Origin of the sequence: Pseudomonas atagonensis (genome assembly GCF_011369485.1) — a bacterium.
Lineage (GTDB): Bacteria > Pseudomonadota > Gammaproteobacteria > Pseudomonadales > Pseudomonadaceae > Aquipseudomonas > Aquipseudomonas atagonensis.
In genome coordinates, this window is sequence record NZ_VXCA01000035.1 from 1 (window position 1) to 25,322 (window position 25,322).

Genomic DNA, 25,322 nt, shown 5'->3' on the forward strand with positions numbered 1-25,322 from the left:
AGGCACTGGAGCGGGTCGGCATGCAGGACAAACGCAAACGCCGCATGGGCGCACTGTCCGGCGGTGAGCGCCAGCGGGTACTGCTCGCTCAAGGGCTGATTCCTGCTCCGCAATTGCTGGTGCTGGATGAACCGATGTCGGCCCTCGATGAAGCCGGGATTCAGGTATTCGAACGCCTGCTCAGCGATTGGCGTGCGGCCGGCATCACCGTGTTGTGGATCGAACACGATCTGGAAGCCGTCGGGCGTCTGGCCAATCGCGTCACCGGCCTCAACCGCCGCGTGCTGTTCGATGCCACGCCGCAACAGGCGCTGACCCCGGAGCGTCTGCTGAGCCTGTTCTCCACCCATCCACGGAGCGCTGTCTGATGAGTTATGAAGCCTTTCGTTTGATGGTTCAAGGCTGGGCCTCGTCCGGTTATCTGCCGGAAGCGCTGGCCTACGGTTTTGTTGTCAATGCGTTGCTTGCCGGTCTGCTGATCGGCCCGGTGCTCGGCGGTCTCGGCACGCTGGTGGTGGTCAAACGCTTTGCGTTTTTCTCCGAAGCGGTCGGCCACGCAGCGCTGACCGGCGTGGCCATCGGCATTCTGCTCGGCGAACCCTACACCGGGCCTTTCGGCAGCCTGTTCGGCTACTGCCTGCTGTTCGGCATCCTGCTCAATTACCTGCGCAACCGCACCGGCCTGGCACCGGACACCCTGATCGGCGTGTTCCTGTCGGTGTCACTGGCGCTGGGCGCGAGCCTGCTGCTGATTCTCGCCGGCAAGATCAACGTGCACATTCTCGAAAACGTGCTGTTCGGCTCGGTTCTGACGGTCAATGGCAATGACTTGCTGGTGCTGGCCATTGTTGGCTCGCTGGTCATGGCCCTCGCTTTGCCGCTGTACAACCGCATCATGCTCGCCAGCTTCAACCCGCAGCTGGCGGCCGTGCGCGGCGTGGCGGTGAAGACGCTGGATTATCTGTTCGTGATTCTGGTGACGCTGATCACCGTGGCGGCGGTGAAAGTCATCGGTGCGATTCTGGTCGGTGCCTTGCTAGTGATTCCGGCTGCGGCGGCACGCTTGCTCAGTCAGTCGCTGAAAGGCTTTTTCTGGTGCTCGGTCTTGATCGCCACGGTCAGCACGTTGTGCGGGATTCTCGCGCCGATCGTCTTCGATCTGCCGATACCTTCCGGCGCCGCGATCATTCTGGTCGCCGGCATTGCTTTCGCCCTCGCCGCCATCGCGCGCGGGGTTGTCCCGAGCCTGAAAGGGAACCTTGGATAAATGACTTTTTCAATGCGCAAACTGACCCTGGCCATGGCCCTGTGCGGCGTGGTCTGCTCTCCGTTGATGGCAGCCGAAAGCGCCAAACCGCTACACGTACTGACTTCGCTGCCAATCACTTACGGGCTGGGCGAAGTACTGCTCAAAGGCACTGACGTCAAACTCGAACGTGCGGCGCCAGCGAACCTGCCGGGCAGTCGCCAGACTGCCTACTTCACCGGGCGTGGTGCTCCGGCCCTGAGCAAACTGGCCACCGACGCCGACGCGGTGATCGGCGTGCGTTCGCTGTGGGCCGATGATCCGCTGTACCCGATCGCCCGCCGCAGTAACATCCGGATCGTTGAAGTCGACGCCGCCCGCCCGGTCGACGGTGCCCTGCCCGGGATCGCCGTGCAGCCGGGCTCGAAGGTCGACGGGCTGAACAGCCAGCCATGGCTGGCGAGCAACAACATGGGACGCATGGCTGATGTGATGGCGGCGGATCTGGTGCGCCTGGCCCCGGCAGCCAAACCAAAAATCGAGGCGAATCTGACAGCGTTGAAGCAGCGTCTGCTCAAACTCAGCGCCGACAGCGAGGCGCGTCTGGCCAGTGCCGACAACCTGAGTGTGATGAGCCTGAGCGATCACTTCGGCTATTTGATCGGCAGCCTGAATCTGGAGCTGATCGGACAAGATGCGAGAGCGGATGCCGAGTGGACGCCGGAGGATCTGAAAAAACTGACCGCCACCCTGAAAGACAATGACGTGGCGGTGGTGCTGCACCATCGGCAGCCGTCGGACGCGGTGAAAGCGGCGATTACCGAATCGGGCAGTCATCTGCTGGTGCTCAGCACCGATGCGGCGGATCCGGTGGCAGAGCTGGAAGGCAATGTGGATGTGCTGCTCAAGAGCCTGGCCGGCGCCTGAGGAGAAGTGATCGTTCCCACGCTCTGNNGCTCAGCGGACGCATGTCGGTCCAGACTTCTTCGATGTAGGCCAGGCACTCCTTTTTCAGGCCGCTCTTGCCCACGGTGCGCCAGCCTTCCGGGATGGCCTTGTAATCCGGCCAGATCGAGTACTGCTCTTCGTGGTTGACCACGACCTGAAAGAGGATGTCCTCGCGGTCGAATACTGACGTCATGCTGGTTCTCCATCGTTGTAAGGGTGGGCTGCACCACGGGTGCAGCCGGGTATAAAGAAAGAACGTTCGGCGCCGCGAAAAATTTACAGCGCGGCGGTGGCAGCGGCCAACGCACGACCGAAAATCTCGGCCACACGATCGACTTCGGCGGCAGTGATCACCAGCGGCGGCAGGAAGCGCACCACGGCACCGTGGCGGCCGCCCAATTCCAGGATCAAGCCGCGCTTGAGGCACTCGCGCTGCACCAGTGGCGCCAGACGCGCGAACGCCGGCGGATGGCCGAGCGCATCCGGGGTGCCACTCGGGTCGACCAGTTCGACGCCGAGCATCAAGCCACGTCCGCGAATGTCGCCCAGTTGCGGGAAGTCCCGCGCCAGGATCTGCAGATGTTCGCCGAGGCGCTCACCCATGGCGGCGGCGTGCTCGCAGACGTTGTGCTCGACCAGATAGCGCATGACGGCAGAGCCTGCGGCCATGGCCATCTGATTGCCACGGAAAGTCCCGGCGTGGGCGCCCGGCTGCCAGGTGTCGAGCCAGTCGCGATAGACCACCACCGCCAACGGCAGACTGCCGCCGATGGCTTTGGACAACACCACCACGTCCGGGGTTATGCCGGCGTGCTCAAAGGCAAACATCTTGCCGGTACGGGCAAAACCACTTTGAATTTCATCGACGATCAAGGCGACGCCAGCCTTCTCGGTGATGCGGCGCAATCCGCGCAGCCACTCGATGTCCGCCGGGATCACCCCGCCTTCGCCCTGCACCGCTTCAACGATCACCGCCGCCGGCAGTTGCACGCCGGCTTCAGGATCGTTAAGCAGGTTGTCGAGGTAACTCAGGTTGGCCTTCACGCCCGCCGCTCCCCCGAGGCCGAACGGGCAACGGTAGTCGTACGGAAACGGCATGAACTGCACGCCATTACTGAGCAAGGCGCCCAAAGGCTTTTTCGGGCCCAGGCTGCCCATCAGGCTCAACGCCCCCTGACTCATGCCGTGGTAACCGCCGGAGAACGACAGCACGGTGCTGCGACCGGTCGCAGTGCGCACCAGTTTCAATGCTGCTTCCACGGCATCGGTGCCGGTCGGGCCGCAGAACTGGATTTTTGCCTGTGCCGCCAGATCGGCCGGCAGCAAACCGAACAGATCCTGCACGAACTGATCCTTGACCGGCGTGGTCAGGTCCAGTGTGTGCAGCGGCAATTCATCCGCCAGCACTTGCTGGATCGCTTCGATCACCACCGGGTGATTGTGACCCAGCGCCAGCGTACCGGCTCCGGCCAGGCAATCGATGAAGGTACGACCTTCAACGTCTTCGACGTACAAACCCTTGGCGCGCTTGAGCGCCAGCGGAATGCGCCGCGGATAACTGCGCGCGTTGGATTCCTGCTGGCTCTGGCGGGCGAGCAACGGTGATTCATTGAACTGGTACAGCGTTTCCGCCGGCGCGGAGGTGACCCGGGCCGACGACTCTTCGATAAGGCTGGTGGCGACTGACATCTCTCGACCCCTTCAATACGCTATGGATAGTGACCAAACAGCACACCGGGCAGGTGCGCGTTCCGGTCGCGGGGCGCACTTGCAGGTTTTCCTGTTCTGGAAACGCTTAAGCGGGGCGAGGATTTAGACCCTTGATCGACTTGTCAGCCCGAGAGCGCCAATCGCTTGTACATGGGCAAGGTTTTCAAGCGTCGACGGGCCGGTTGTGGCGCGGACGCCTGATAACCCAGACGCCGGTAAAAGGCTTCGGCGGTGCGGGTGCTGTCGAGGTGCGCGCGGGCTGACCCGCGAATCTGCAACCAGCCTTCCATGTCGGTCATCAACGCTCGCCCCGCACCGCGACGAAACCATTCCGGCAACACGTAACAGAACAGAATGTCGCCGTTGTCCGAGGCCATACCGACGCCAATCGGTTTGCCTTGGGCCGAAGCGATGCTGAGATAGCGATGCGGGTCCGCCAGCCAGGCGCTGATGAGGTCAGCGGACTGGCGACTGATCCAGGCGTTTACACAGAGAACTTCATTACGGTGATCGAGCGCGCAACCGACGCGGATGGAACGCTCGATGATGCGACAGATGATGCCGGCGTCGGCCCGTGTGGCCGGGCCAATACAGATGGGTGCTTCCATGGCGCTGTTCCCTCAATCCATTGAGTCAAGGCTGCGCTGACCTTACCGTCGTGGCAGCCGAATGACTAATGGAGAGAAGTTACATTTGATGTGCCACGAACTTGCGGACGTTCAAAGGGCTTGCAGCGGCATGGTCAGTTCGACCCGCAAACCATCCGGACGGCTGTCGAAATGCAGGGCGCAGTCACAGCGCTGGACGATGGCCTGAACAATCGCCAATCCCAGACCGCAGCCCGTGCTTTGCCCGTTACGCCAGAATCGTTGCGTCAGGTGTTGCAGGTCATCCGGTGCAATCCCCGGCCCGTGGTCGCGCACAATGAAACGCACGCGATTGCCGATGGTTTCCAGGCTCACCTCGACGGCACAGTCCTCTGGCGTATGACGCAGCGCGTTGTCGAGCAGATTGCGCAGCGCGGCAATCGACAACACCGCCGGCATCTGCAACGGCGCCTGCGACAGGTTCTCGGGCAGGTGCAGTTTGATCCGCAAACGCTCACCACCGGTGGCATCCTGAATCGCCAGCCGCGCCACTTGTTCGGCGCTGCACTGCGAGCCGTCATCGAACGACAGGCTGCCCTCGACCCGGGCCAGCAACAACAACTGTTCGAGAGTGCGATGCAAACGGTCGGCGCCCTCCTCGGCACGGGCGAGCGACTGATCGCGGGCACTGCCTTCGGTCATGCGCGCCACTTGCAGGTGGGTTTTGATGGCGGTCAACGGACTGCGCAGTTCGTGGGCGGCATCACCGGTCAGGCGCCGTTCACGCTCGATGGTCTTGCCGATGCGCTGAAACAGTTGATTCTGGGTATCGAGCAGCGGTTTCAGTTCACTCGGAAACGACTGCAATTGCAGCGGTTCCAGCGAGTCGGCATTGCGCCGCATCAGTGCTTCACGCAAGCGATTGAGCGGCGCCAGCCCCTGACCGATGCCCAGCCACAACAGGCACAGACAACCAAGCAGCGCGACGCCGACCGGTACCGAAGCCGCGAGCAAAATCGACATGTTCAAGGCTTCGCGTTCGATTTGCCGATCCGCCGTGGTGATGCGCACATCACCGCGCGCCAGCGTGAAACTGCGCCACGGTGCGCCATCGATCATCTGATCGTGGAAGCCCATTTTCTCCGCTTCCAGCGCTTGTTCGGGGTGGTTGTGGCTGCGCGCGAGAATTTCCCCACGCAGCGAACTGACCTGACAGGCCATGCCGCCGGGAATGTTCAACTGCTCGGCACTGAAATGGGTGCCCTCGCCTTTGCTCGGCAAGGCCGGCAGTTGCTCGAGCAAGCCGGCGACCATGCGCGCCGAAGCCACCAGACGCTGGTCGAGGGAAAACATCATCTGGTTGCGCAAGTCGCTGAGCATCCAGGCCGCTGCCAGCGCCCAGATCAGCGCGAACGCGGCGCCGAGGGTCAGGCTCAGGCGCAGTCGCAGGCTCATCACTTGCCTTGATCTCCACCATCGGCAGGGCCCAGGCGATAGCCCAGACCGCGCACGGTTTCCACAATGCCTTTGCCGAGCTTGCTGCGCAGATGATGGATGTGCACGTTCAGTGCGTTGCTTTCCAGTTCATCGTTGAAGCCGTAAACGCTGTCCTTCAACTGCTCGGTCGACAGCACCCGGCCACGGTTGTGCAACAAGGCCTGCAACAGTGATTGCTCACGACGCGACAAGTCCACCGGCTGACCGGCAAGCGTGGTTTCGCGGCTGCTTGGATCGTAGGTCAGAGCGCCATGCTCGATCAGGTTGACGCTGCGCCCGGCGACTCTGCGCAGCAGGGTTTGCAGACGGGCGAACAGTTCGCGCAGATCGAACGGCTTGAGCAGGTAATCATCGGCACCGGCCTGCAAGCCGTCGACGCGGTCGGTCACAGAGTCACGCGCCGTCAGGATCAGTACCGGAATTTCCAGACCTTGCTGACGCAATTGTTGCAACAGCTTGAGACCATCTTCGTCTGGCAGCCCGAGATCGAGCACCATCACGTCGAATTCGGCAACCTTGAGCATCGCTCGCGCTTTCGACGCGGTGTTGACGTGCTCGACGGTCAGGCCCTGCGCCGTCAGCCCGGCAACAATGCCACTGGCAATCAGCTCGTCATCTTCACAGACCAGTACGTGCATGGCAGCTCCGTGGGAAAAATCGCGATTCAATCAGTCATGGATTAAGGCGCAATTATGGCGCGCACGCCAGCGTGGGAGAAGTGTGGATCTGCGATCCTTTGAGACATCCGTAAAAAAACGGACAAATCAAAGTAACTTCCTGAAACGACACAACTGCACACGCTTCAACACTTATAAAGCCAGCACTCAAACAATAGACTTCGCCCGACACCAGCAACATGACACTTATTTAAAATCATTAAAGGAACTAATAAATGCCGGCCATGCAAAACGTAGTCGCCGTCGACTGGCGTTCGGGAAGGGACTGTATCTTCTTTTTCTTCAAGGACACTGACACTTACTCTCGATTCAATATTGCCGATGACGAAGTTCCCGACGGATATCCTCGCATCGTTGGCACGGATCGCTGGGGCGCTTTTGCTCCGCACGCCCCAAATATACGTTTCGGTTTTACCACCACCGATCTTCTTAAAACGACTGCACGGGGGGCCGACGATGACACGCTCTGGCTGTTTTACGTAGACGGCGACACGCCGATGGTGTGTGAGTACGACCAGGATAGCGACCGGGTCATTCGCACTGATCCGTTGGAGAACACACTTTGGAAAGTCTTGATCCCGTACTTTGACCGGATCATTGCCGGTGTCTGGTGGGACTCGAACAGCAGGGGGCGTTTCCGTTTCATCCTGAGCGATGGAAACTCGCTTGAAATGACGCTGGATCCTTCCAGTGAATACGACGGCCTCAGCGAAATGAACTTTACTTATTACAAGGGCGACTCGAAAGTTCAACTGGCTGCCATTTCCGAAACGACATGGCCAGGTATTACACCGTATAAAGACCGAATCATCACTGCAGTACAAAATGATCGTTCGTTTGCAGACAGCCGTTTATATATTTTCCTTACGGACAATGAATATCTCGCCTACAACATTCCAGAAAACCAACTGGAATACGGACCAAAAAAGGTTGATAACGCCACCTGGCCAGGCTTGCTGCGCGATTAAGGATTAAAACAGTACCGACGCCAGCCCTCGATCTATCGGCAGTGGCGGTTAATCATCGGTTAATCGCCGACCGCCACTGTGCACTCACTTGCACAGGGACAAGGCTCCTCCATGCGTCATATTTTTCTTCTGTTTGCGCTGTTGCTGTCGGGTCTGGCCCAGGCAGGCAACAATCCTTTCGAAACGAAACCCGATTTCTTGCCGGTCGACAAGGCGTTCGTGCTGACCTCTGAACGCCTGGAATCCGGCGAAACCCAGCTGTTCTGGCAAATCACCGACGGCTATTACCTGTATCAGAAACGCCTGAAATTCGATGGGCTCAGCGCAGACCAACAACCGGTTCTGCCCGAGGGTGAATCGCACAACGATGAGTTCTTCGGCGAGCAACCGGTTTATCGCCAGGGCCTGGAGCTGAAAATTCCGGCCTCGGCCAGCGGCCAGATCAAAGTCAGTTATCAGGGCTGCGCCGATGCGGGCCTGTGTTATCCGCCGCAAACGCGGGTCATCGACCTCGGCGGCAAGGCACCGCCAGCAGCCAGTGCAGGCGATCAAGCGCCGGATCAGGCCTTGGCCAGCAGCCTGCAACAACGGGCGCTGGGCTGGAGTCTGCTGGTGTTCTTTGGCCTGGGCTTACTGCTCGCCTTCACTCCCTGTTCATTACCGATGCTGCCGATTCTGGCGGGCATGATTGTCGGCAGCGGCGCGACGCCGCGCCGTGGTTTCGCGCTGGCCAGCAGCTATGTGATTTGCATGGCGCTGGTGTATGCGGCGATGGGCGTAGTCGCTGCGTTGCTGGGGGCCAATCTGCAGGCATGGCTGCAGAATCCGTGGCTGCTCGGTGCTTTTGCCGCTGTGTTCGTGGTACTGGCGCTGCCGATGTTCGGTTTCTTTGAATTGCAATTGCCGGTAGCGCTGCGTGATCGCCTCGAACATGCCTCGCGCAGTCGCAGCGGTGGCAGCCTGATTGGCGCTGGCGTACTCGGCGCGCTGTCCGGTTTGCTGGTCGGCCCGTGCATGACTGCGCCGCTGGCAGGTGCACTGCTTTATATCGCGCAGAGCGGCAATGCCTTGCACGGCGGGCTGATTCTGTTCGCGCTGGGCATTGGCATTGGTGTACCGCTGCTGTTGCTGGTGACCGTCGGCAATCGCTTCCTGCCCAAGCCCGGCGCGTGGATGAACCTGCTCAAGGGCGTTTTCGGTTTCCTGTTCCTTGCCACCGCGCTGTTGATGTTGCGTCCGGTGCTGGACGCGTCGTTGTGGCTCGGCCTGTGCGGCGCCTTGTTACTGATCGCAGCGTTTTGCGCCTGGAAACAGTCCGAAGGCTTTGGCCGCATCGCCCAGTTGTTCGGCGCCAGTTCGCTGTTGCTGGGATTGTGGGGCAGTCTGCTGGTGATCGGCGCCGCCGGCGGTAGCGACGATCCTTATCAGCCGCTGCAGGTTTACAGCGCCGGGCGTATCGCCAATGCAGCGCCCGACGGCCATGAGGCGTTCACCACGATCAACGAACCGGCTGCGCTGCAACGCGAACTCGATGCGGCCAGGGCACAGGGGCAGTGGGTGCTGCTCGATTACTACGCCGACTGGTGCGTGTCGTGCAAAGTCATGGAAAAACAGGTCTTCGGCCAGCCGCGCGTGATGCAGGCGCTAAGCGATGTGCGCTTGCTCAGGCTCGACGTGACCGCCGACAATGCCGCCAGCCGCGAACTGCTCGGCCGTTACAAAGTGCCGGGGCCACCGAGTTTTGTGTGGATCGGCGCCGACGGCGAAGAGCGTCGCAGCCAGCGCATCACCGGTGAGGTGGATGCCGACACTTTCCTGCAACGCTGGACCACCACCCGAGACGCCCGTTAATGCTGACCTTCACCCTCGGCACCTTTGCCATTGCCCTTAACCACCTGCTGCTGATCAGTGCCTTGGCACTGGCGACGTTTGTCGGCTGGCGCGTGGCCAAACGCGGTGGCGATAACCCCGAGTCGGCGCTGTTCAGCTTGTTCCTGTTAGGCATGCTCGCGGCGCGCGGCGCTTTTGTGGCGCTGTACTGGAGTCACTACCGCAACGATCCGTGGCAGATCATCGACCTGCGCGACGGTGGTTTCCTCGCCTGGCCGGGGGTGATCGTGCTGGTGCTGGCGGCGCTGTATCGGGGCTGGCGCCGCCCGGGTCTGCGCCGCCCGCTGGGCTTCGGCGTGGTCAGCGGCGTGGTGTTCTGGTTGTTGGCGACGCTGTCGCTGAACATCTACGAACAAGGCACACGCCTGCCGGATATCACCTTGCGCAACGCCGCTGGAGAGACCGTGAAACTCAGCGACTATCAGGGCGGCCCGTTGGTGATCAACCTCTGGGCGACATGGTGCCCGCCGTGCCGGCGCGAGATGCCGGTGCTGGAAAACGCCCAGCAGCAACGCCCGGATCTGACGTTCCTGTTCGTCAACCAGGCCGAAAGCATGCAAAGCGTGGCAACGTTTCTCGAAACCCAAGGCCTGAGCCTGAGCAACGTTTTGTTCGACCGCAGCGGTCGTCTCGGCCAGGCCGTGGGTTCCATGGCATTGCCGACTACGCTGTTCTACAGCCCTGACGGTCGCCTGCTGGGCAGCCATCTCGGCGAACTGTCGAACGCCAGTCTGGCCCGCGCCCTGGAAAACTTCGACGTCCCTCATTCAAATCAGAACCCGGCCGCTGCACCGGCCACCTCTGCAAGGAAACTGCCATGCCCCGCCTCCGCCACCTGCTGACGTTGACCCTGGGCACCGCCCTGCTGCAATTGCCGTCGGTGCACGCTGCCGAAGAACTGCCCGCGGCGATCAAACAGATCGAAGCCAAAGGCGCGAAGATCGTCGGCCAGTTCGATGCTCCGGACGGCCTGCGCGGTTACGCGGCGCAATACCAGAACCGTGGCATGGCGCTGTACCTGACCCCAGACGGCAAACACGTGCTGCTGGGCAATCTTTACGACGCCGACGGCAAGGACCTGAGCAGCGAGCCGTTGCAGAAACTGGTCTATGCGCCGCTGGCCAAGGAAGTCTGGGCGAAGTTCGAGGCGAGCAACTGGATTCAGGACGGCGACAAGAATGCTCCGCGCACCGTGTACCTGTTCAGCGACCCGAACTGCCCGTACTGCAACATGTTCTGGGAACAGGCGCGGCCGTGGGTCAAGTCCGGCAAGGTGCAATTGCGGCACATCATGGTCGGCATCATCCGCGAAGACAGCCCGGCAAAATCCGCCGCGCTGCTGGCCGCCAAAGACCCGGTAAAAGCCCTGGAAGACCACGAGAAGGCCGGCAAGGCCAGCACCCTCAAACCAATGAAAGACATTCCGCCAGCGGTGCAAACCAGACTGGCAGCGAACATGCAGTTGATGGAAGACCTCGAACTGCAGGCCACCCCGGCGATTTTCTACATGGACGACAAGGGTGAACTGCAACAGCAGCAAGGTGCGCCTTCGCCGGACAAGCTGGCGAAGATTCTCGGGCCGAAATAAAAAACGCCCACGCAATGCGTGGGCGTTTTCGTTACTTCAGCTCAGCCAGAAACTTCAGCAGCGTGTCGGTCACGAACGGCGGATTCTCCAGATTGGAGATATGCCCCGCCTCCGGCACCAGCACAGACGGACAGCCAATCAGCTCAGCCATTTCCCGTGCTTCCGACGGCGGGCGTGGTTTGTCCTGATCGCCGCAGACCACTAGCGTGGTGGCCGCATTCAGTTCGCCCAGACGCGGCAACAGATCGTCACGGCCAAAGGTGATGCGCCCCATCGGCACGATGCTTTCGCGCAGGCGTTCAGCTGAATAGCCGGCGAGTTTGGCGCGGAAGTCCTGATACAGCGCCGACTGTGGATCGATGCCCGGGCGGAAGAAAATCGGCACGACGATGTCGAGCAACTGCTCGCTGATCTCACCGCTTTCTTCGATTTGCTTGAACAGCGAGAAGTAATACTGACGCGTGGGTTCGGGTTCGACGCCGACGTAGGTGTCCATCAGCACCAGACCGTTGAGCCGCTGCGGCGCCGACAACGCCAGACGCACGCCCCACATGCCGCCGACCGACAGGCCGACAAGCGTGGCCCGGTCAATCTGCAGATGATCGAGCAGTGCCAACGCCTGACGGGCGATGTCGTCCAGAGAAGTGCTGCCATCAGGCAAGCGCCCGGATTCACCGTGCCCCCACAGATCCAGCGCGATCACCCGATAGTGCGGTGACAACGCCGCAATCTGCGGCGCCCACATGGCCTGATCCCACAGGTAACTTCCGGCCAGAAGTACGGCCGGGCCAGTGCCTTGATCAATGTAGTGCAGCGCTTGTCCGTCAACTTCGAAGAAAGCCATCGATTCACCTGCGCGGTAAAAAACAGAACCGGCAGACTGAGCTGCCGGTTCCTTATCGTCAACCGTCGAGATGTACGTGAATGTAGCTGTTGAATGGTGTTGAAGGCACTGACGCCATCGCTGGCAAGCCAGCTCCCACAGGGTTTCATGTCGTACACAAGACTTGTGCTCACCGCTGAAACTGTGGGATCTGGCTCGCCAGCGAAAGGGGCGCTGCAGACGCTGAAAATTACAAGCCTTCCAGCTCCGCCATCAGATCATTCAAGCGATCCACTTTCTCCTCCGTCATGTCACCGGCCGCCAGTCCATCGATGTAATCGGCCAGTTCCTCCACCGTGCTGCATTCGAACATCGCCCGCAGCGGCACATCGCGTTGCAAGGTTTTTTGCACCCGCGAGGCAATCTGCGTGGCGAGCAGCGAGTGGCCGCCGAGTTCGAAGAAGTTGTCGCGCACGCCGACCTTGTCGACCTTCAGCACCTCGGCCCAGATATCGGCCAGTGTCTGCTCCAGCTCGTTGCGCGGCGCCACATAGTCCTGGCTCTGCAACTGGCCGATTTCCAGCGCCGGCAAGGCGTTGCGGTCGAGTTTGCCGTTGGCGTTGAGCGGCATCTGCTCAAGCCATAACCAGTGCAGCGGCACCATGTATTCCGGCAGTTCGGCGCGCAGGCGCTGCTTGATCCGCTCCAGACGTTCGTTCGGGTTGAGTGCCGAATCGGCCGCTACCAGATAACCGACCAAATGCTTGCCGTTGACGCCGTCCTGCACGCCAACCGCGCCGTCACGCACTTCCGGCTGTTCATGCAGACGCGCTTCGATTTCGCCCAGCTCGATTCGGTAGCCGCGAATCTTCACCTGATGATCGACCCGGCCGACGTACTCCAGCACACCGTCGCTGCGACGCCGCGCCAGGTCACCGGTGCGATACAGGCGTTCGCCCGGCGCACCGAACGGATTCGGCACGAACACCGGCGCGGTGCGCAGCGGATCGCTGACATACCCGCGACCGACACCGGTGCCGGCCACGCACAACTCACCTACCGCTCCCAACGGCACCAGATCCAGCGCGCCATCGAGCACGTAAAGCAAATTGTTGTCGGTCGGCGTGCCAATCGGCAGGTAACTGCCGCGCGTCGAGGCCAGGTCGACACGGAAGAACGCCACGTCATCGGAACATTCCGCCGGGCCATAGGCGTTGACCAGACCAATCTGCGGATAACGCTGCAGCCATTGGTGCGCCAGTTCCGGCGGCATCGCTTCACCGGTCGGCAACATCCAGCGCAGACCATCGAGGCTGAGGCGATCCGAAGCGAGCATGCCCTGGATCAGCGACGGTACGCTCTCCAGCACGGTGATGCCCTGCTGCTGAACATGCACCAGCAAGCCTTGCGGATCGTGGGCGATGGTGTTCGGCACGATGTCCACTCGCGCGCCGAACAACGGTGCGGCGAGGAACTGCCAGACCGAAATGTCGAAGCTTTGCGAAGCAGTCTGGGCGATCACATCGGCGTCGCTCAGGTTCAGGTACGGCACTTTGCTCAACTGGTTGTTGAGCATGCCGCGCTGCTCGACCATCACGCCTTTCGGCAATCCGGTGGAACCCGAGGTGTAGATCACGTAGGCCAGGTTGTCCGGGCCGCTAAAGATACCCGGATTCGCCGACGAAACTGCGCCAGCCTGAATCTCTTCCCACACCAGCAGGCGTGGACGGTTGGCACAGCTGAACTCATCCAGCAAGGTCGCAGCCTGTTCACGGCAAGCCTCGGTGCACACCAAAACCGGCGTGCGGCTGAGTTCGATGATGCGTTGCAGGCGCTGGCTCGGCAGGCCCGGGTCCAGCGGCAGGTAACCGGCCCCGGCCTTGAAGCTGCCGATGATCATGCCCAGCAGATCCAGACTGCGTTCACCCAGCAGCGCCACCGGCTGATCCATCTGCACCCCGGCCGCGACCAGTGCATGGCCGAGACGGTTGGCGTTCTGGTTCAACTCGACATAGCTCAGTTGCTGATCGAGGCAACTGGCGGCAATGCGTTGCGGATGTTGCGCGACCTGCGCTTCGAACAGCTCGACGTAGCTCTGCTCCAGCGGATAGTCGTGCTCACTCTGGTTGCAACCGTGGAGCAGGAAGTCCTGTTCATCAAAGCCCAGCAGTGGCAGGTCAGCCATGTCGCCATGGAAGCCGTCGACCAGCGCCAGCAGCAGACGCTTGAACTCGCCGAGCATGCGCTCGATGGTCGATTCGTCGAAGTAACGCTGGTCGTAAGACAGATGCAAGCCGAGGTCATCGCCCGGGTAGCACACCGCCGTCAACGGGAAGTTGGTGTGCGTGCGCCCCGAATCCGACGTCGCGTTGAGGCTCTGCGCACGATCCAGCACCGAGACTTCCACCGGGGCGTTTTCGAACACGAACAGGCTGTCGAACAGCGGCTGGCCTTTCGGCAGTTCGCTCTGCTCCTGGATGTTCACCAGCGGCAGGTATTCGTACTCGCGCAGTTGCATGTTGCTGTCGAGCAGAGCGCTCAGCCACTGACGCACGCTGGCGCGCTGATCGTCTTCCGGCATCTTCACCCGCAGCGCGATGCTGTTGATGAACAGGCCGACGGTGCGCTGCATCTCCGGCATCTCCACCGGGCGCCCGGCCACGGTCACGCCGAAGAGCACGTCGCGATCACCGCTCATGCGTCGCAGCACCAGTGCCCACGCCGCCTGGGCGAAGGTGTTGATGGTCAGTTGGTGGGCCTGAGCCAGTTCGCGCAGTCGGGCGCCGTCCTCGATATTCAGTCGCGTGTAGCGGTCGCCAACGATCATGCCGCCGCTTTCGCCGGCGTGTTCACGCAGGAACGGGCGGTCGCTCGGGATCGGCGTGGTGCGCTCGAAGCCTTGCAGGTTCTGCTGCCACCACTGACGCGCTTCGGCCAGGCTCTGGCGTTGCAGCCAGCCGATGTAATCGCGGTAGCGCGGCGGCACGGCCAATTGCGCTTCACGACCTTCGCCGAGCGCGGTGTAGATCTCGAAGAAATCGTTCATCAGCAGCGAACGGCACCAGGCATCGATCAGGATGTGGTGGTTACTCATCATGAACCAGTAACGCGCCGCGCCGACCTTGATCAGACGCAGGTGGAACGGTGCCTGATTGAGCAGATCGAACCCGGCCTCGCGTTCAGTCTTGAGCAAAATTTGTAGCTTCGGCTCCTGCTCGGTTTCGGCGATGGCGCTCCAGTCGAGATACTCGATCGGCGTACGCCCCGGCGTATGAATCACTTGCAGCATGTCTTCGCCAACGTTCCAGCAGAACGAGGCACGCAACGCTTCGTGACGGGCAACCACCGCTTGCCAGGCCTGGGCGAAACGCTCGGGGTCGAGGTCGCTGTTGATACGGTAGCGATCCTGCATGTAGTAAAGACCGGTACCCGGCTCGAGCAGGGTGTGCAGCAACATGCCTTCCTGCATCGGCGTCAGCGGGTACACGTCTTCGATGTGCGCCGCCGGCACCGGCAGTGCATCGAGCTGCGCCTGGGTCAGTTTCGCCAGCGGGAAGTCCGACGGCGTCAGACCACCGGCCTCGTCCTGCAGGCAATGTTCGATCAGACTCTGCAACTCGCCGACGTAGGCATCGGCCAAGTCGTTGATGGTCTGGGCGTCGTAGCGTTCGGCGCTGAAGGTCCAGCGCAGCAGCAGTTCCCCACCGTAAACCTGGCTGTCGACGCTCAACTCGTTCGGCAACGGTGCGTGCGGATCGTGGGCGGCGCCAACCGATTCATCCAGCGGACGGAACAGCGCATCGCTGCCGAAGCTCTGGTCGAACTGGCCGAGGTAGTTGAAGGTGATCGGCGCGTTCGGCAGTGCCGCCATGCTTGCGCGACTGGCGTCATCGGCCAGATATCGCAGCACGCCATAACCAAGGCCCTTATGCGGAACGGCCCGCAGTTGTTCCTTGATCGCCTTGATCGAAGCGCCCTGCCCGGCGGCTTCTTCGATGTTGTACGGGGTCAGGCGCAGCGGATAGGCGCTGGTGAACCAGCCGACGGTGCGGGTCAGGTCGATCTCGTCGAAAAGGGTTTCGCGGCCGTGGCCTTCCAGTTGAATCAGCGCCGACGGCTGCCCGCTCCAGCGGCACAGCACGCGGGCCAGTGCGGTCAGCAACAGGTCGTTGACCTGCGTGCGATAGGCACTCGGTGCCTGTTGCAGCAGTTGTTTGGTTTTTTCTGCATTCAGACGCACGCTGACGGTTTGCGCATGGCTATTCTGCCGGCCGCCCTCAGGGCGTTCGCACGGCAAGTCGGCGTTCGGACCGGCCAGTTGCGCCTGCCACCAGCTCAGTTCTTCACGCAGGGATTCGCTGCCGGCATAGGCTTGCAAGCGCGCCGCCCAGTCCTTGAAGGCACTGGTTTTGGCCGGCAGTTTCACCGACTGATCGGCGTTGAGCTGGCGATACACGGTTTGCAGATCGTCGAGCAGAACGCGCCACGACACACCGTCCACTACCAGGTGATGGATGGCGATGAACAGCCGTTGCTGAGCGTCCGGCCCATCGACCAGCACGGCACGCAACAGCGGGCCCTGGGCAAGGTCGAGACTGCGCTGGGCATCGGCGAACAGTGCGGCGCACTTGTCCATCGACGGCACGCGGACTTGCCACAGCACGGCGGCATCGGTCACCGGTTGATGAGTCGCTTGCCATGCGCCTTTGACCTCGCTGAAGCGCAGACGCAGGGCGTCATGCTGCTCGATCACTGCCAACAGGGCTTGCTCCAGACGATGAGGTTCCAGCGCAACCGTCGGCTCCAGCAGCAACGCCTGGTTCCAGTGCTGACGCTCGGGAATCTCGGTGTCGAAGAACCATCGCTGGATCGGTGTCAGACGCGATTCGCCGGTCACCAGACCTTGCTCGGCCGTCACGGTTTCACTGCGACTGGCGACCGCGGCCAACGTCTGCACGGTCTGGTGCTGGAACAGATCACGCGGGCTGAAGTGAATGCCCTGCTGACGCGCCCGGCTGACCACTTGAATCGACAGGATCGAGTCGCCGCCCAGTTCAAAGAAGTTGTCGTTCAGACCCACCTGCTCGACGTTGAGCACCTCGCACCAGATCTGCGCCAGGGTCTGCTCCAGCTCGTTGCTTGGCGCCACGTAATCCTGACGATTGAGCTCCGGATCCGGTGCCGGCAAGGCGCGGCGGTCGAGCTTGCCGTTGGCGGTCAGCGGCATGCTCGCCAGCAGGATCAGGTGCGTCGGCACCATGTAGTCCGGCAATTGCGTCTTGAGATGGGATTTCAGTGCTTCACGCAGTTCGGCCTGCTCGGCTTCGCTTCGCGAAGCGACCTCGGTCACGAGATAGCCGACCAGTTGCTTGCCGCTCGGCGCATCCAGCGCCAGCACCACCGCTTCGCGGATCGAACGGTGATCGAGCAGGCGGGTTTCGATCTCGCCCAGCTCGATGCGGAAACCACGGATCTTCACCTGATGGTCGATCCGCCCCAGGTATTCCACCAGACCGTCGGCGCGTTGGCGTACCAGGTCACCGGTGCGGTACATGCGCCCACCATCGACGGCAAACGGGTCGGCGACGAAACGTTCGGCAGTGATGCCTGCACGCTCGTGATACCCCACCGCCAGACCGGCGCCACCGACGAACAATTCACCGGTCGCGCCTTGCGGCACCAGCGCCAGATCGGCGTCGAGAATGTAGGCCACGCGATCACCGATCACGCTGCCGATCGGCACACTGCCGGCGCCCTCTTCCAGCACTTCCGGCGCAAGACTGGCCAGCGGCATGACCACGGTTTCGGTCGGGCCGTAGGCATTGAAGAACAGGCTCGGTTTGAACGCCGCGCGAATCCGTTGCAGGTGTTCGCCGGTCAGCGCCTCGCCGCCGGTAATGATCATGCGCACCGGCAGGATGTCGTTCTGCGTCGCGAGGAACTGCGCCAACTGGCTGCCGTAGCTCGGAGTGAAACCGAGAATATTGATCCGATGTTCGCGGATCAGGCTGCAGATTTCTTCCGCGTCCCACTGACCCTGCGCCCGCAGCACCACCTGCGCACCGCTGAGCAGCGGCACCAGCAGACGCTCGGTGGCAGCGTCGAAGTTGATCGAATAAAAGTGCAGCTCGCAGTCGTCCGCACGCATGCCGAAGCGCTCGATCACGGCCTGGCAGTGCATGGCGATTTCACCGTGGGACACCACCACGCCTTTCGGCTTGCCGGTGGAACCCGAGGTGTAGATCAGGTACGCCTGATGCTGCGGCAGGCTGATGAACGGCAGTTCGGTGGGCGGGTAATCGGCCAACGCCGCGCTGTCGTCTTCCAGGCACCAGCGCGCCACGTTCGACGGCAGTTCGCCGAGGGCCTTGAACATCGCGCGGTCGCTGAGCAGCAAGCCGACGCGGCTGTCTTCGATCATGTAATGCAGACGATCGAGCGGGTATTCCGGGTCCAGCGGTACATAGGCGCCGCCGGCCTTGAGAATCGCCAGCAGGCCGACAACCATTTCCAGCGAACGCTCAAGCGCCAGACCGACCCGCACTTGCGGGCCGACACCGCGCTCGCGCAGCGCCCAGGCCAGACGGTTGGCGCGAGCGTCGAGTTCGGCGTAGCTCAAGGTCTGCCCGGCAAAGGTCAGGGCCGGCGCATCTTTGCGCGCCAGTGCCTGTTCAGCGAACAGGTGATGAATGCACTGGTCGAGACGACGCTCGCCCGGTTCGACGCCAAGGCTTGCCAGCAACTGCAGCTGTTCAGGTGCATCGAGCAGCGGCAGTTCGCTGAGGCGTTGTTGCGGGTTGGCGATCAGCGCTTCCAGCAGGTTGCGCCAATGTTTGGCCATGCGCGCAATGGTCGGCTCGTCGAACAAATCGGTGCTGTAAGTCAGGCAGCAACCGAGGCGATGGTCGAGGTCGGTGACTTCCAGGTTAAGGTCGAACTTGGTCGCCCGCGCGTCGTTAGCCAGATACTCGACGGTCATTCCGGCGAGCATGCGGCTCTGCTGGAATTCCCAGCGCTGCACGTTGCACATCACTTGGAACAGCGGGTTGTATGCCGCACTGCGCGGTGGTTGCAGCGCTTCAACCAGATGATCGAACGGCAGGTCCTGATGGGACTGACCTTCGATCACGGTGTGGCGCACTTGCTCGAACAACTCGCCGACCGACATCTGGCCGTCGAGCTGGCAACGCAGCACTTGAGTGTTGAGGAACGCACCGATCAGCCCTTCGCTTTCCGGGCGGATACGGTTGGCCACCGGCGCGCCGATGCGCAGATCGGTCTGGCCGCTGTAGCGGTAAAGCAAGGTCGCGAGTGCGGCGGTCATGGTCATGAACAGGGTCAGACCGTTCTGCGCGTTGAAGGCCCGGACGCGTGCGGCAAGATCGTCGCTGAGGTCGAAGCGGAACAACTCACCCTGGTGACTTTGCACCGGCGGACGCGGCCGGTCGCCCGGCAATTCCAGCAGCGGATGTTCGCGACCCAGTTGTGCAGTCCAGTAGTCGAGCTGGCGCTGGCGCTCACCGGACTCCAGCCAGTTGCGCTGCCACACGCTGTAGTCGAGGTACTGCACCGGCAGCGGCTCCAGCGGCGAGTCGCGGTCATCGACGAACGCTTCGTACAGCGCGCTGAGTTCCCGGGCGAAGATGTCCATCGCCCAGCCTTCTGTGACGATGTGGTGCAGGGTCAGAACGAAGTAATGCTCGTGCTCGGCGGTCTTGACCAAGCAGGCGCGCAGCAGCGGGCCGGTTTCCAGATCGAACGGCAAATGCGCTTCGTCGTCGGCCAGTTGCTGGACTTTCTGCTCGCGCACATCAGCGGCGAATTTCGAAAAATCCTTCCAGTCCATGCGCACGCCAGTCTCGGCATGCACCTGCTGACGGGCCACTCCGTCGATGCTCGGGAACGTGGTGCGCAGGGTTTCGTGGCGCAGGACCAGCGCCTGCAGCGCCGCTTCGAATCGCTCGACATGCAAGACGCCACGCAGGCGCGCCATGCCGCCGACGTTGTACGCCGGGCTGTCCGGTTCCATCTGCCAGAGGAACCACATGCGCTGCTGGGAATAGGACAGCGGTACAGGCTTGTTGCGATCGACCTTGTCGATCGGCGGCTGTTTGTTGGTGCGACCGCTGGCCTGGATCTGGCGGATCTGCTCGGCGAAATCACCGAGCTCGCTGTGTTCGAACAAGGCGCGCAACGGCAGCTCGACGTCGCAGGCCTGACGGGTGCGGGAGATGATTTGCGTGGCCAACAACGAGTGACCGCCGAGGGCGAAGAAGTCGTCGCGCAGGCCGACCTGTTTCAGGCCCAGCACTTCGCGCCAGATCGCGGCGATCTGGTGTTCCAGCTCAGTGACCGGTTCGACGTGCTCGCGCACCTGCCATTGCGGCTCGGGCAAGGCGCGGCGGTCGAGTTTGCCGCTCGGGCTCAGAGGCATTGCGTCCAGACGCATCAGTTGCGCCGGAACCATGTATTCCGGCAGCTCTGCAGCCAGTGCGGTTTTCAGGCGAGCGATTTGCGCGTCCTGATTTTCGCTGGCATCGATGGCGGTGAAGTAGCCGATCAGTTGCGGGCCGGCGACGGTTTCACGCACCAGCACGGCGGCCTGAGCGACGCCGTCCTGAGCGAGCAGACGCGCTTCGATCTCTTCCGGCTCGACGCGGAAGCCACGCAGTTTGACCTGCTGATCCAGGCGGCCGAGATATTCAATCACGCCATCATGGGTCCAGCGTGCGCGGTCACCGGTGCGGTACAGCCGCGCGCCCTGCTCGCCCAAAGGATCAACGACGAAACGCTCGGCGGTCAGCGCAGAACGGCCGAGGTAACCACGGGCCAGACCGATGCCGCTGATGCACAGCTCTCCGGGCACACCGGCCGGCACCGGATTGAGATCGGCGTCGAGGATGCGGCAAATCACGTTGCCCAGCGGACGGCCAATCGGCGAGCGCTCACCGTCCGTCACGGTGCAATGCCAGTGGGTGACGTTGATCGCGGTTTCGGTCGGGCCATAACGGTTGTGCAGTTGCACCGCCGGCAGTTGCGCCAACACCCGGTTGCGCAATTCCGCCGGCAACGCTTCACCGCCGGAGAACACCCGACGCAGGCTGGCGCATTCGGCGCTCAGCGGCTCGTCGATGAACAGCGAAAGCAGCGGCGGCACGAAGTGCAGCGTGGTCACGCCATATTCTTGAACAAGCTGCGCGATGCGATGCGGATCGCGATGTTCACCGGGGCCGGCGATCAGCAGGCGCGCGCCGGTGATCAGCGGCCAGAAGCATTCCCACACCGATACGTCGAAACTGATCGGCGCCTTTTGCATCAGCACGTCACTGTCGCTCAGGCGGTAAGTGTTCTGCATCCATTGCAGACGTTCGGCCAGCGCCGTGTGAGTGTTACCCACGCCTTTCGGCTGGCCGGTGGAGCCGGAGGTGTAAATCACGTAGGCGAGGTTGTCGCCGTGCAGGTGAAGGCCCGGTGCCTGGCTCGGCCAGTTTTCCAGGTGCAGGGTGTCCATGGCGATCACGCTGACGCCTTCGCTGGCCGGCAAGCGGTCGAGCAATGCCGTCTGGGTCAGCAGCAGTTCGACGCCGCTGTCGCTGAGCATGTAGGCCAGGCGATCGGCCGGGTAATCCGGGTCCAGCGGCACGTAGGCGCCACCGGCCTTAATGATCGCCAGCAGACCGATCAGCAGTTGCGGTGAACGCTCGGCGGCGATGGCCACGCAGACGTCCGGGCCGACGCCTTTGTCGCGCAGGTAATGGGCGAGACGGTTGGCCTGGGCGTGCAGTTCAGCGAAGTCGAGACTGCCGCCGTCCCACACCAGCGCGGTGCGATCAGGCGTCTGTCGTGCTTGTTCATTCAGCAGTTCCGGCAGCCATCGTTGCGCCGGGCTGCACGGGGCAATGCTCCACGCGTTTTGCTGAGTGTGCTCGGCGGCGGTTAGCAGTTGCAGCTCGCCGATGGTTTGTTCCGGACGTTCGCAAACTGCTCGCAGCAGGTTGCTGAAATGCTCGGCGAGGCGCTCGATGGTCGCGGCGTCGAACAGCTCATCAGCATAGTCGAAGGACAGGGTCAGGCGACCGTTACGGTCTTCTTCGCTGTGCAGTTGCAGGTCGAACTTGGCTTCGCGGCTGTGCCACGGAAGTTCTTCGGCGAGCAGGCCGGGCAGGCGTTTCAACGCGCTAAGATCGCGCTGCTGATGGTTGAACATGACCTGGAACAGGCCTTGTTCACGCGCCTGCGGGAAGGCTTCGAGCAGTTGTTCGAACGGCAGATCCTGATTCGCTTGCGCACCGAGTGCGGCCTGACGGGTTTGCGCCAGCAGTTCGGTGAATGGCAGTCGCGAATCGACGTCGGCGCGCAGCACCTGGGTGTTGATGAAGAAGCCGATCAGGCTCTGGATTTCCAGACGCGGGCGGTTGGCGTTGGGTACGCCGATGCGGATGTCGCGCTGGCCACTGTAGCGATGCAACAGGCTCTGCAATGCCGAGAGCAGCAGCATGAACGGCGTCGCCTGATAAGCCTGCGCCGTGTTGCGAATCGCTTCGCTGAGGCTGGCGCTCAAGCGCACGCTGTGGCGCGCGGCGCTGTGCAATTGCTTGTTGGCACGTGGATGGTCGGTGGCCAGTTCCAGCGCCGGATGCTCTTCGCCCAACTGTGCTTTCCAGTACGCCAGTTGGCGTTCGCCCTCGCCTTGCGCCAGCCACTGGCGCTGCCAACTGCCATAGTCGGCGTATTGGGTGGGCAGCGGCGCGAGTTCGGCGCGCTGGCCTTGGGAAGCGGCGGCGTACAGGCGCGAGAACTCGTCGATCAACACGTTCAGCGACCAGCCGTCGGCGATGATGTGGTGCATGGTCACCAGCAACTGGTGATCTTCATCGTCGAGGCGAACCAGCGTCACCCACAGCAGCGGGCCTTTCTCCAGATCGAACTGGGTACGGGCTTCGTCTTCGCGAATCTGCAGGGCGCGCGCTTCGCGCTCATGCACCGACAGATCGCTGATGTCGATCAGTTGCAGGTTGAACTCGCCTGCCGCGTCGACTTGTTGCAGCGCCACACCGTCGCGTTCGAAGAAGCGTGTGCGCAGGGATTCATGGCGTTCGATCAGTTGCTGGAAACTGGCGCGCAACGCGTCTTCGTCGAGTTCGCCGCGCAAGCGCAGGGCGCCGGGAATGTTGTAGGCGCTGCTTTGCGGGTCGAGTTGCCAGGTGATCCACAGACGGTTTTGTGCCAGCGATTGCGGCAGCGCTTCGTTGCGCGACAACGCGGTGATTTCGCCTTGGGCGCTGCCGCCGTCCTGTTGCTGTTGCGCCACGGCTGCGGCGAACGCGGACAGGGTCGGCGCTTCGAACAGCAGGCGCAGGTTCAGCTCCAGGCTCAGCTCTTCGCGAATCTTGGCAATCACCTGCGTCGCGGCAATCGAGTTGCCGCCGAGCAGGAAGAAGTGGTCGTCAGCGTTGACCTGTTTGACGTTGAGTTGCTCGGCCCAGATTTTGCCGATCAGCGCTTCCAGTTCGGAGACGGACGCGGTCGACTCGCTGGTTTCAGCGGTGGCTGACGGGAATACGGCATAGCTGTCGAGGCTGCCATCGACCAGGCGATTGCGGCAGGCCGAACGTTGCAGCTTGCCGCTGGAGGTCTTCGGCAGCGCACCCGGGTTGAGCAGTACCACCACGCTCGGTGCTTCCTGATACGCCTCGGCCACGGCCTGACGGATGGCTTTGATCAGCGCTTCTGGCGGCAGGATTTTCTGCACGCTGCGGCTGATTTCCGCTGCGATGCCGATGCCCTCCTCGCCGTCCTGAGTGATCGCGAACGCGGCGACGCGGCCCCTGCGCACCACTTCCACCTCGTTCTCGACGGTTTTCTCGATGTCCTGCGGATACAGGTTGTGACCGCGCACGATCAGCATGTCTTTCAGGCGACCGGTGACGAACAGTTCGCCGTCACGCATGAAACCCAGATCGCCAGTGCGCAACCAGGTGCGGCCGGCGTGCTGGACGAAGGTCTTGGCGCTGGCTTCGGGGTTACGCCAGTAGCCGTGGGCAATGCTCGGCCCGGCGGCCCAGACTTCACCGACGGCGTTGTCGGCAAGTTCAACAAGGCTGCTCGGCTCGACGATCAGCACGGCGTGTTCCGGCTGGCTGATGCCGCAGCTCATGATCGGGCTGCCGTCGCCAGGTTCGGCGCGGTTTTGCGCCAGCGCCTCGTCGTTGACGCGCAGTGCAGGAATGCCGGTGCCACGCGGTGTGCCGGCAACGAACAGCGTCGCTTCGGCCAGACCGTAAGAGGCCATGAAACTGTTTTCGCTGAAACCGCAGACCGCGAACTTCTCGGCGAAGCGCTCATTGGTGTCGAGACGAATCGGCTCGGAACCGGAATAGGCCACACGCCAGCGGCTCAGATCGAGGCGCTCCAGCGCTGACTCACTGACCCGTTCGCTGCACAAGCGGTAGGCAAAATCCGGCCCGCCACTGATGGTGCCGCCGTACTGGCTGATCGCTTCGAGCCAGCGCAACGGTCGGCCGAGGAAGTACGCGGGCGACATCAGAATGCACGGCACGCCGCTGAAGATCGGCTGCAGCAGGCCGCCGATCAACCCCATGTCGTGATACAGCGGCAGCCAGCTGACGATCACGTCGTCCGGGTTCACGTCGATGCCGAAGCCGTGGCGGATCAGCAGTTCGTTGGCGACCAGGTTGCCGTGGCTGACCTGCACACCTTTGGGCAGCGCGGTGGAGCCAGAGGTGTATTGCAGGAAGGCGATGTGGTTTTGCGGCAAGGTCGGTTCGACCCAGCGCTCGGCCAATGCAGCGTCGAGGGCATCGACGCACAACAGCGGCGGCGCGCCGTCGATCTGCTGCAAGGCTTCGCGCAGGTCGGCGCTGGTCAGCAGCAGACGCGGTTCGGCGTCGGCGATGATCGACAGCAAGCGTTCCTGATGATGGCGACGCGCCGATTCCGGCGGATACGCCGGCACCGCGATCACGCCCGCGTACAGGCATCCGAAAAACGCCGCGACGTAGTCCGGGCCGCTGGGAAACAGCAGCACCGCGCGATCGCCGAACCCGGTTTCGGCCTGCAACGCGGCAGCAATGGTGCGCGCACGCTGGTCGAGTTCGCGATAACTGAGCACCACAGACTGCTCTTCGTTTTCGGCCAGAAAACGCAAGGCCAGCCGATCCGGCGTCAGGGCCGCGCGGCGCTGAAGGGCTTGGACCAGGGTGCTGGGGAGTTCGAACGCGTCGGTCATGAGGTTTCCTGCCTGAATTCGGCTTGCTGGTGGAATCGGGTTGGCTGCGGCATGCCCGTGCAAGGCATGCGGGACACGGTCTTCGCCGACCGCGCAAGGCATTGGAATGCTGTAGGTCCGGGGCTGCGTACCCGGAACC

14 protein-coding genes are annotated in these 25,322 nt (G+C 62.4%); 7 read left to right on the forward strand and 7 right to left on the reverse strand.

Going from position 1 to position 25,322, the window contains the following annotated elements; translation table 11 throughout:
* The 3 genes from F2P67_RS23230 to F2P67_RS23240 all read left to right on the forward strand — a co-directional run.
* Positions 1 to 368 (forward strand): ATP-binding cassette domain-containing protein (locus tag F2P67_RS23230; protein ID WP_166224238.1); only part of this gene is annotated, 368 nt, incomplete at its 5' end.
* A complete protein-coding gene (locus tag F2P67_RS23235) occupies positions 368 to 1,267 on the forward strand; it encodes a metal ABC transporter permease (RefSeq protein ID WP_166224241.1) in 900 nt (299 codons plus the stop codon). The genes F2P67_RS23230 and F2P67_RS23235, both read left to right, overlap by 1 nt.
* Positions 1,268 to 2,173 carry a metal ABC transporter substrate-binding protein gene (locus tag F2P67_RS23240; RefSeq protein ID WP_166224244.1) on the forward strand — a complete coding sequence of 302 codons (906 nt, stop codon included), beginning with the start codon at positions 1,268 to 1,270 and terminating at the stop codon, positions 2,171 to 2,173.
* On the opposite strand, the gene F2P67_RS23245 is transcribed toward F2P67_RS23240, so the two are convergent.
* From F2P67_RS23245 to F2P67_RS23265, 5 genes are all read right to left on the reverse strand, one after another.
* On the reverse strand, positions 2,151 to 2,387 hold the full coding sequence (locus F2P67_RS23245; protein WP_166224247.1) for an MbtH family protein: 237 nt from the start codon (positions 2,385 to 2,387) through the stop codon (positions 2,151 to 2,153). The genes F2P67_RS23240 and F2P67_RS23245 overlap by 23 nt on opposite strands.
* Positions 2,388 to 2,470: 83 nt before the next feature.
* Positions 2,471 to 3,883: an aspartate aminotransferase family protein gene (locus tag F2P67_RS23250; RefSeq protein ID WP_166224250.1), complete on the reverse strand. Its 1,413-nt coding sequence runs from the start codon at positions 3,881 to 3,883 to the stop codon at positions 2,471 to 2,473.
* 143 nt (positions 3,884 to 4,026) lie between these two features.
* Complete coding sequence (locus F2P67_RS23255) at positions 4,027 to 4,512, reverse strand: GNAT family N-acetyltransferase (RefSeq protein WP_166224253.1); 486 nt, start codon at positions 4,510 to 4,512, stop codon at positions 4,027 to 4,029.
* A 111-nt stretch (positions 4,513 to 4,623) separates the two neighbouring features.
* Complete coding sequence (locus tag F2P67_RS23260; protein WP_166224256.1) at positions 4,624 to 5,946, reverse strand: ATP-binding protein; 1,323 nt, start codon at positions 5,944 to 5,946, stop codon at positions 4,624 to 4,626.
* Positions 5,946 to 6,626, reverse strand: a complete 681-nt coding sequence (locus F2P67_RS23265; protein ID WP_166224259.1) for a response regulator — start codon at positions 6,624 to 6,626, stop codon at positions 5,946 to 5,948. The genes F2P67_RS23260 and F2P67_RS23265 overlap by 1 nt, the downstream gene beginning before the upstream one ends.
* A gap of 254 nt (positions 6,627 to 6,880) precedes the next feature.
* On the opposite strand from F2P67_RS23265, the gene F2P67_RS23270 reads away from it, so the two are divergent.
* The 4 genes from F2P67_RS23270 to dsbG all read left to right on the forward strand — a co-directional run bounded on the left by F2P67_RS23270 (position 6,881) and on the right by dsbG (position 11,111).
* Positions 6,881 to 7,633 carry a hypothetical protein gene (locus F2P67_RS23270; protein ID WP_166224262.1) on the forward strand — a complete coding sequence of 251 codons (753 nt, stop codon included), beginning with the start codon at positions 6,881 to 6,883 and terminating at the stop codon, positions 7,631 to 7,633.
* A 111-nt stretch (positions 7,634 to 7,744) separates the two neighbouring features.
* Positions 7,745 to 9,484, forward strand: coding sequence for a protein-disulfide reductase DsbD (gene dsbD, locus F2P67_RS23275; RefSeq protein WP_166224265.1), 1,740 nt, complete (start codon positions 7,745 to 7,747; stop codon positions 9,482 to 9,484).
* Positions 9,484 to 10,365, forward strand: a complete 882-nt coding sequence (locus tag F2P67_RS23280; RefSeq protein WP_166224268.1) for a TlpA disulfide reductase family protein — start codon at positions 9,484 to 9,486, stop codon at positions 10,363 to 10,365. The genes dsbD and F2P67_RS23280 overlap by 1 nt, the downstream gene beginning before the upstream one ends.
* Positions 10,341 to 11,111: a thiol:disulfide interchange protein DsbG gene (gene dsbG / locus F2P67_RS23285; RefSeq protein WP_166224271.1), complete on the forward strand. Its 771-nt coding sequence runs from the start codon at positions 10,341 to 10,343 to the stop codon at positions 11,109 to 11,111. Before F2P67_RS23280 ends, dsbG begins: the two co-directional genes overlap by 25 nt.
* Positions 11,112 to 11,142: 31 nt before the next feature.
* Here dsbG and F2P67_RS23290 read toward each other — a convergent pair whose 3' ends face one another.
* Both F2P67_RS23290 and F2P67_RS23295 read right to left on the reverse strand, forming a co-directional pair.
* The gene (locus F2P67_RS23290; RefSeq protein ID WP_166224274.1) at positions 11,143 to 11,955 is read right to left on the reverse strand and encodes an alpha/beta fold hydrolase; all 813 of its coding nucleotides are present in this window, start codon (positions 11,953 to 11,955) and stop codon (positions 11,143 to 11,145) included.
* A 229-nt stretch (positions 11,956 to 12,184) separates the two neighbouring features.
* Positions 12,185 to 25,183 (reverse strand): non-ribosomal peptide synthetase, encoded by a 12,999-nt coding sequence (locus F2P67_RS23295; protein ID WP_166224277.1) that lies wholly within the window; start codon positions 25,181 to 25,183, stop codon positions 12,185 to 12,187.
* Positions 25,184 to 25,322 lie beyond the last annotated feature (139 nt).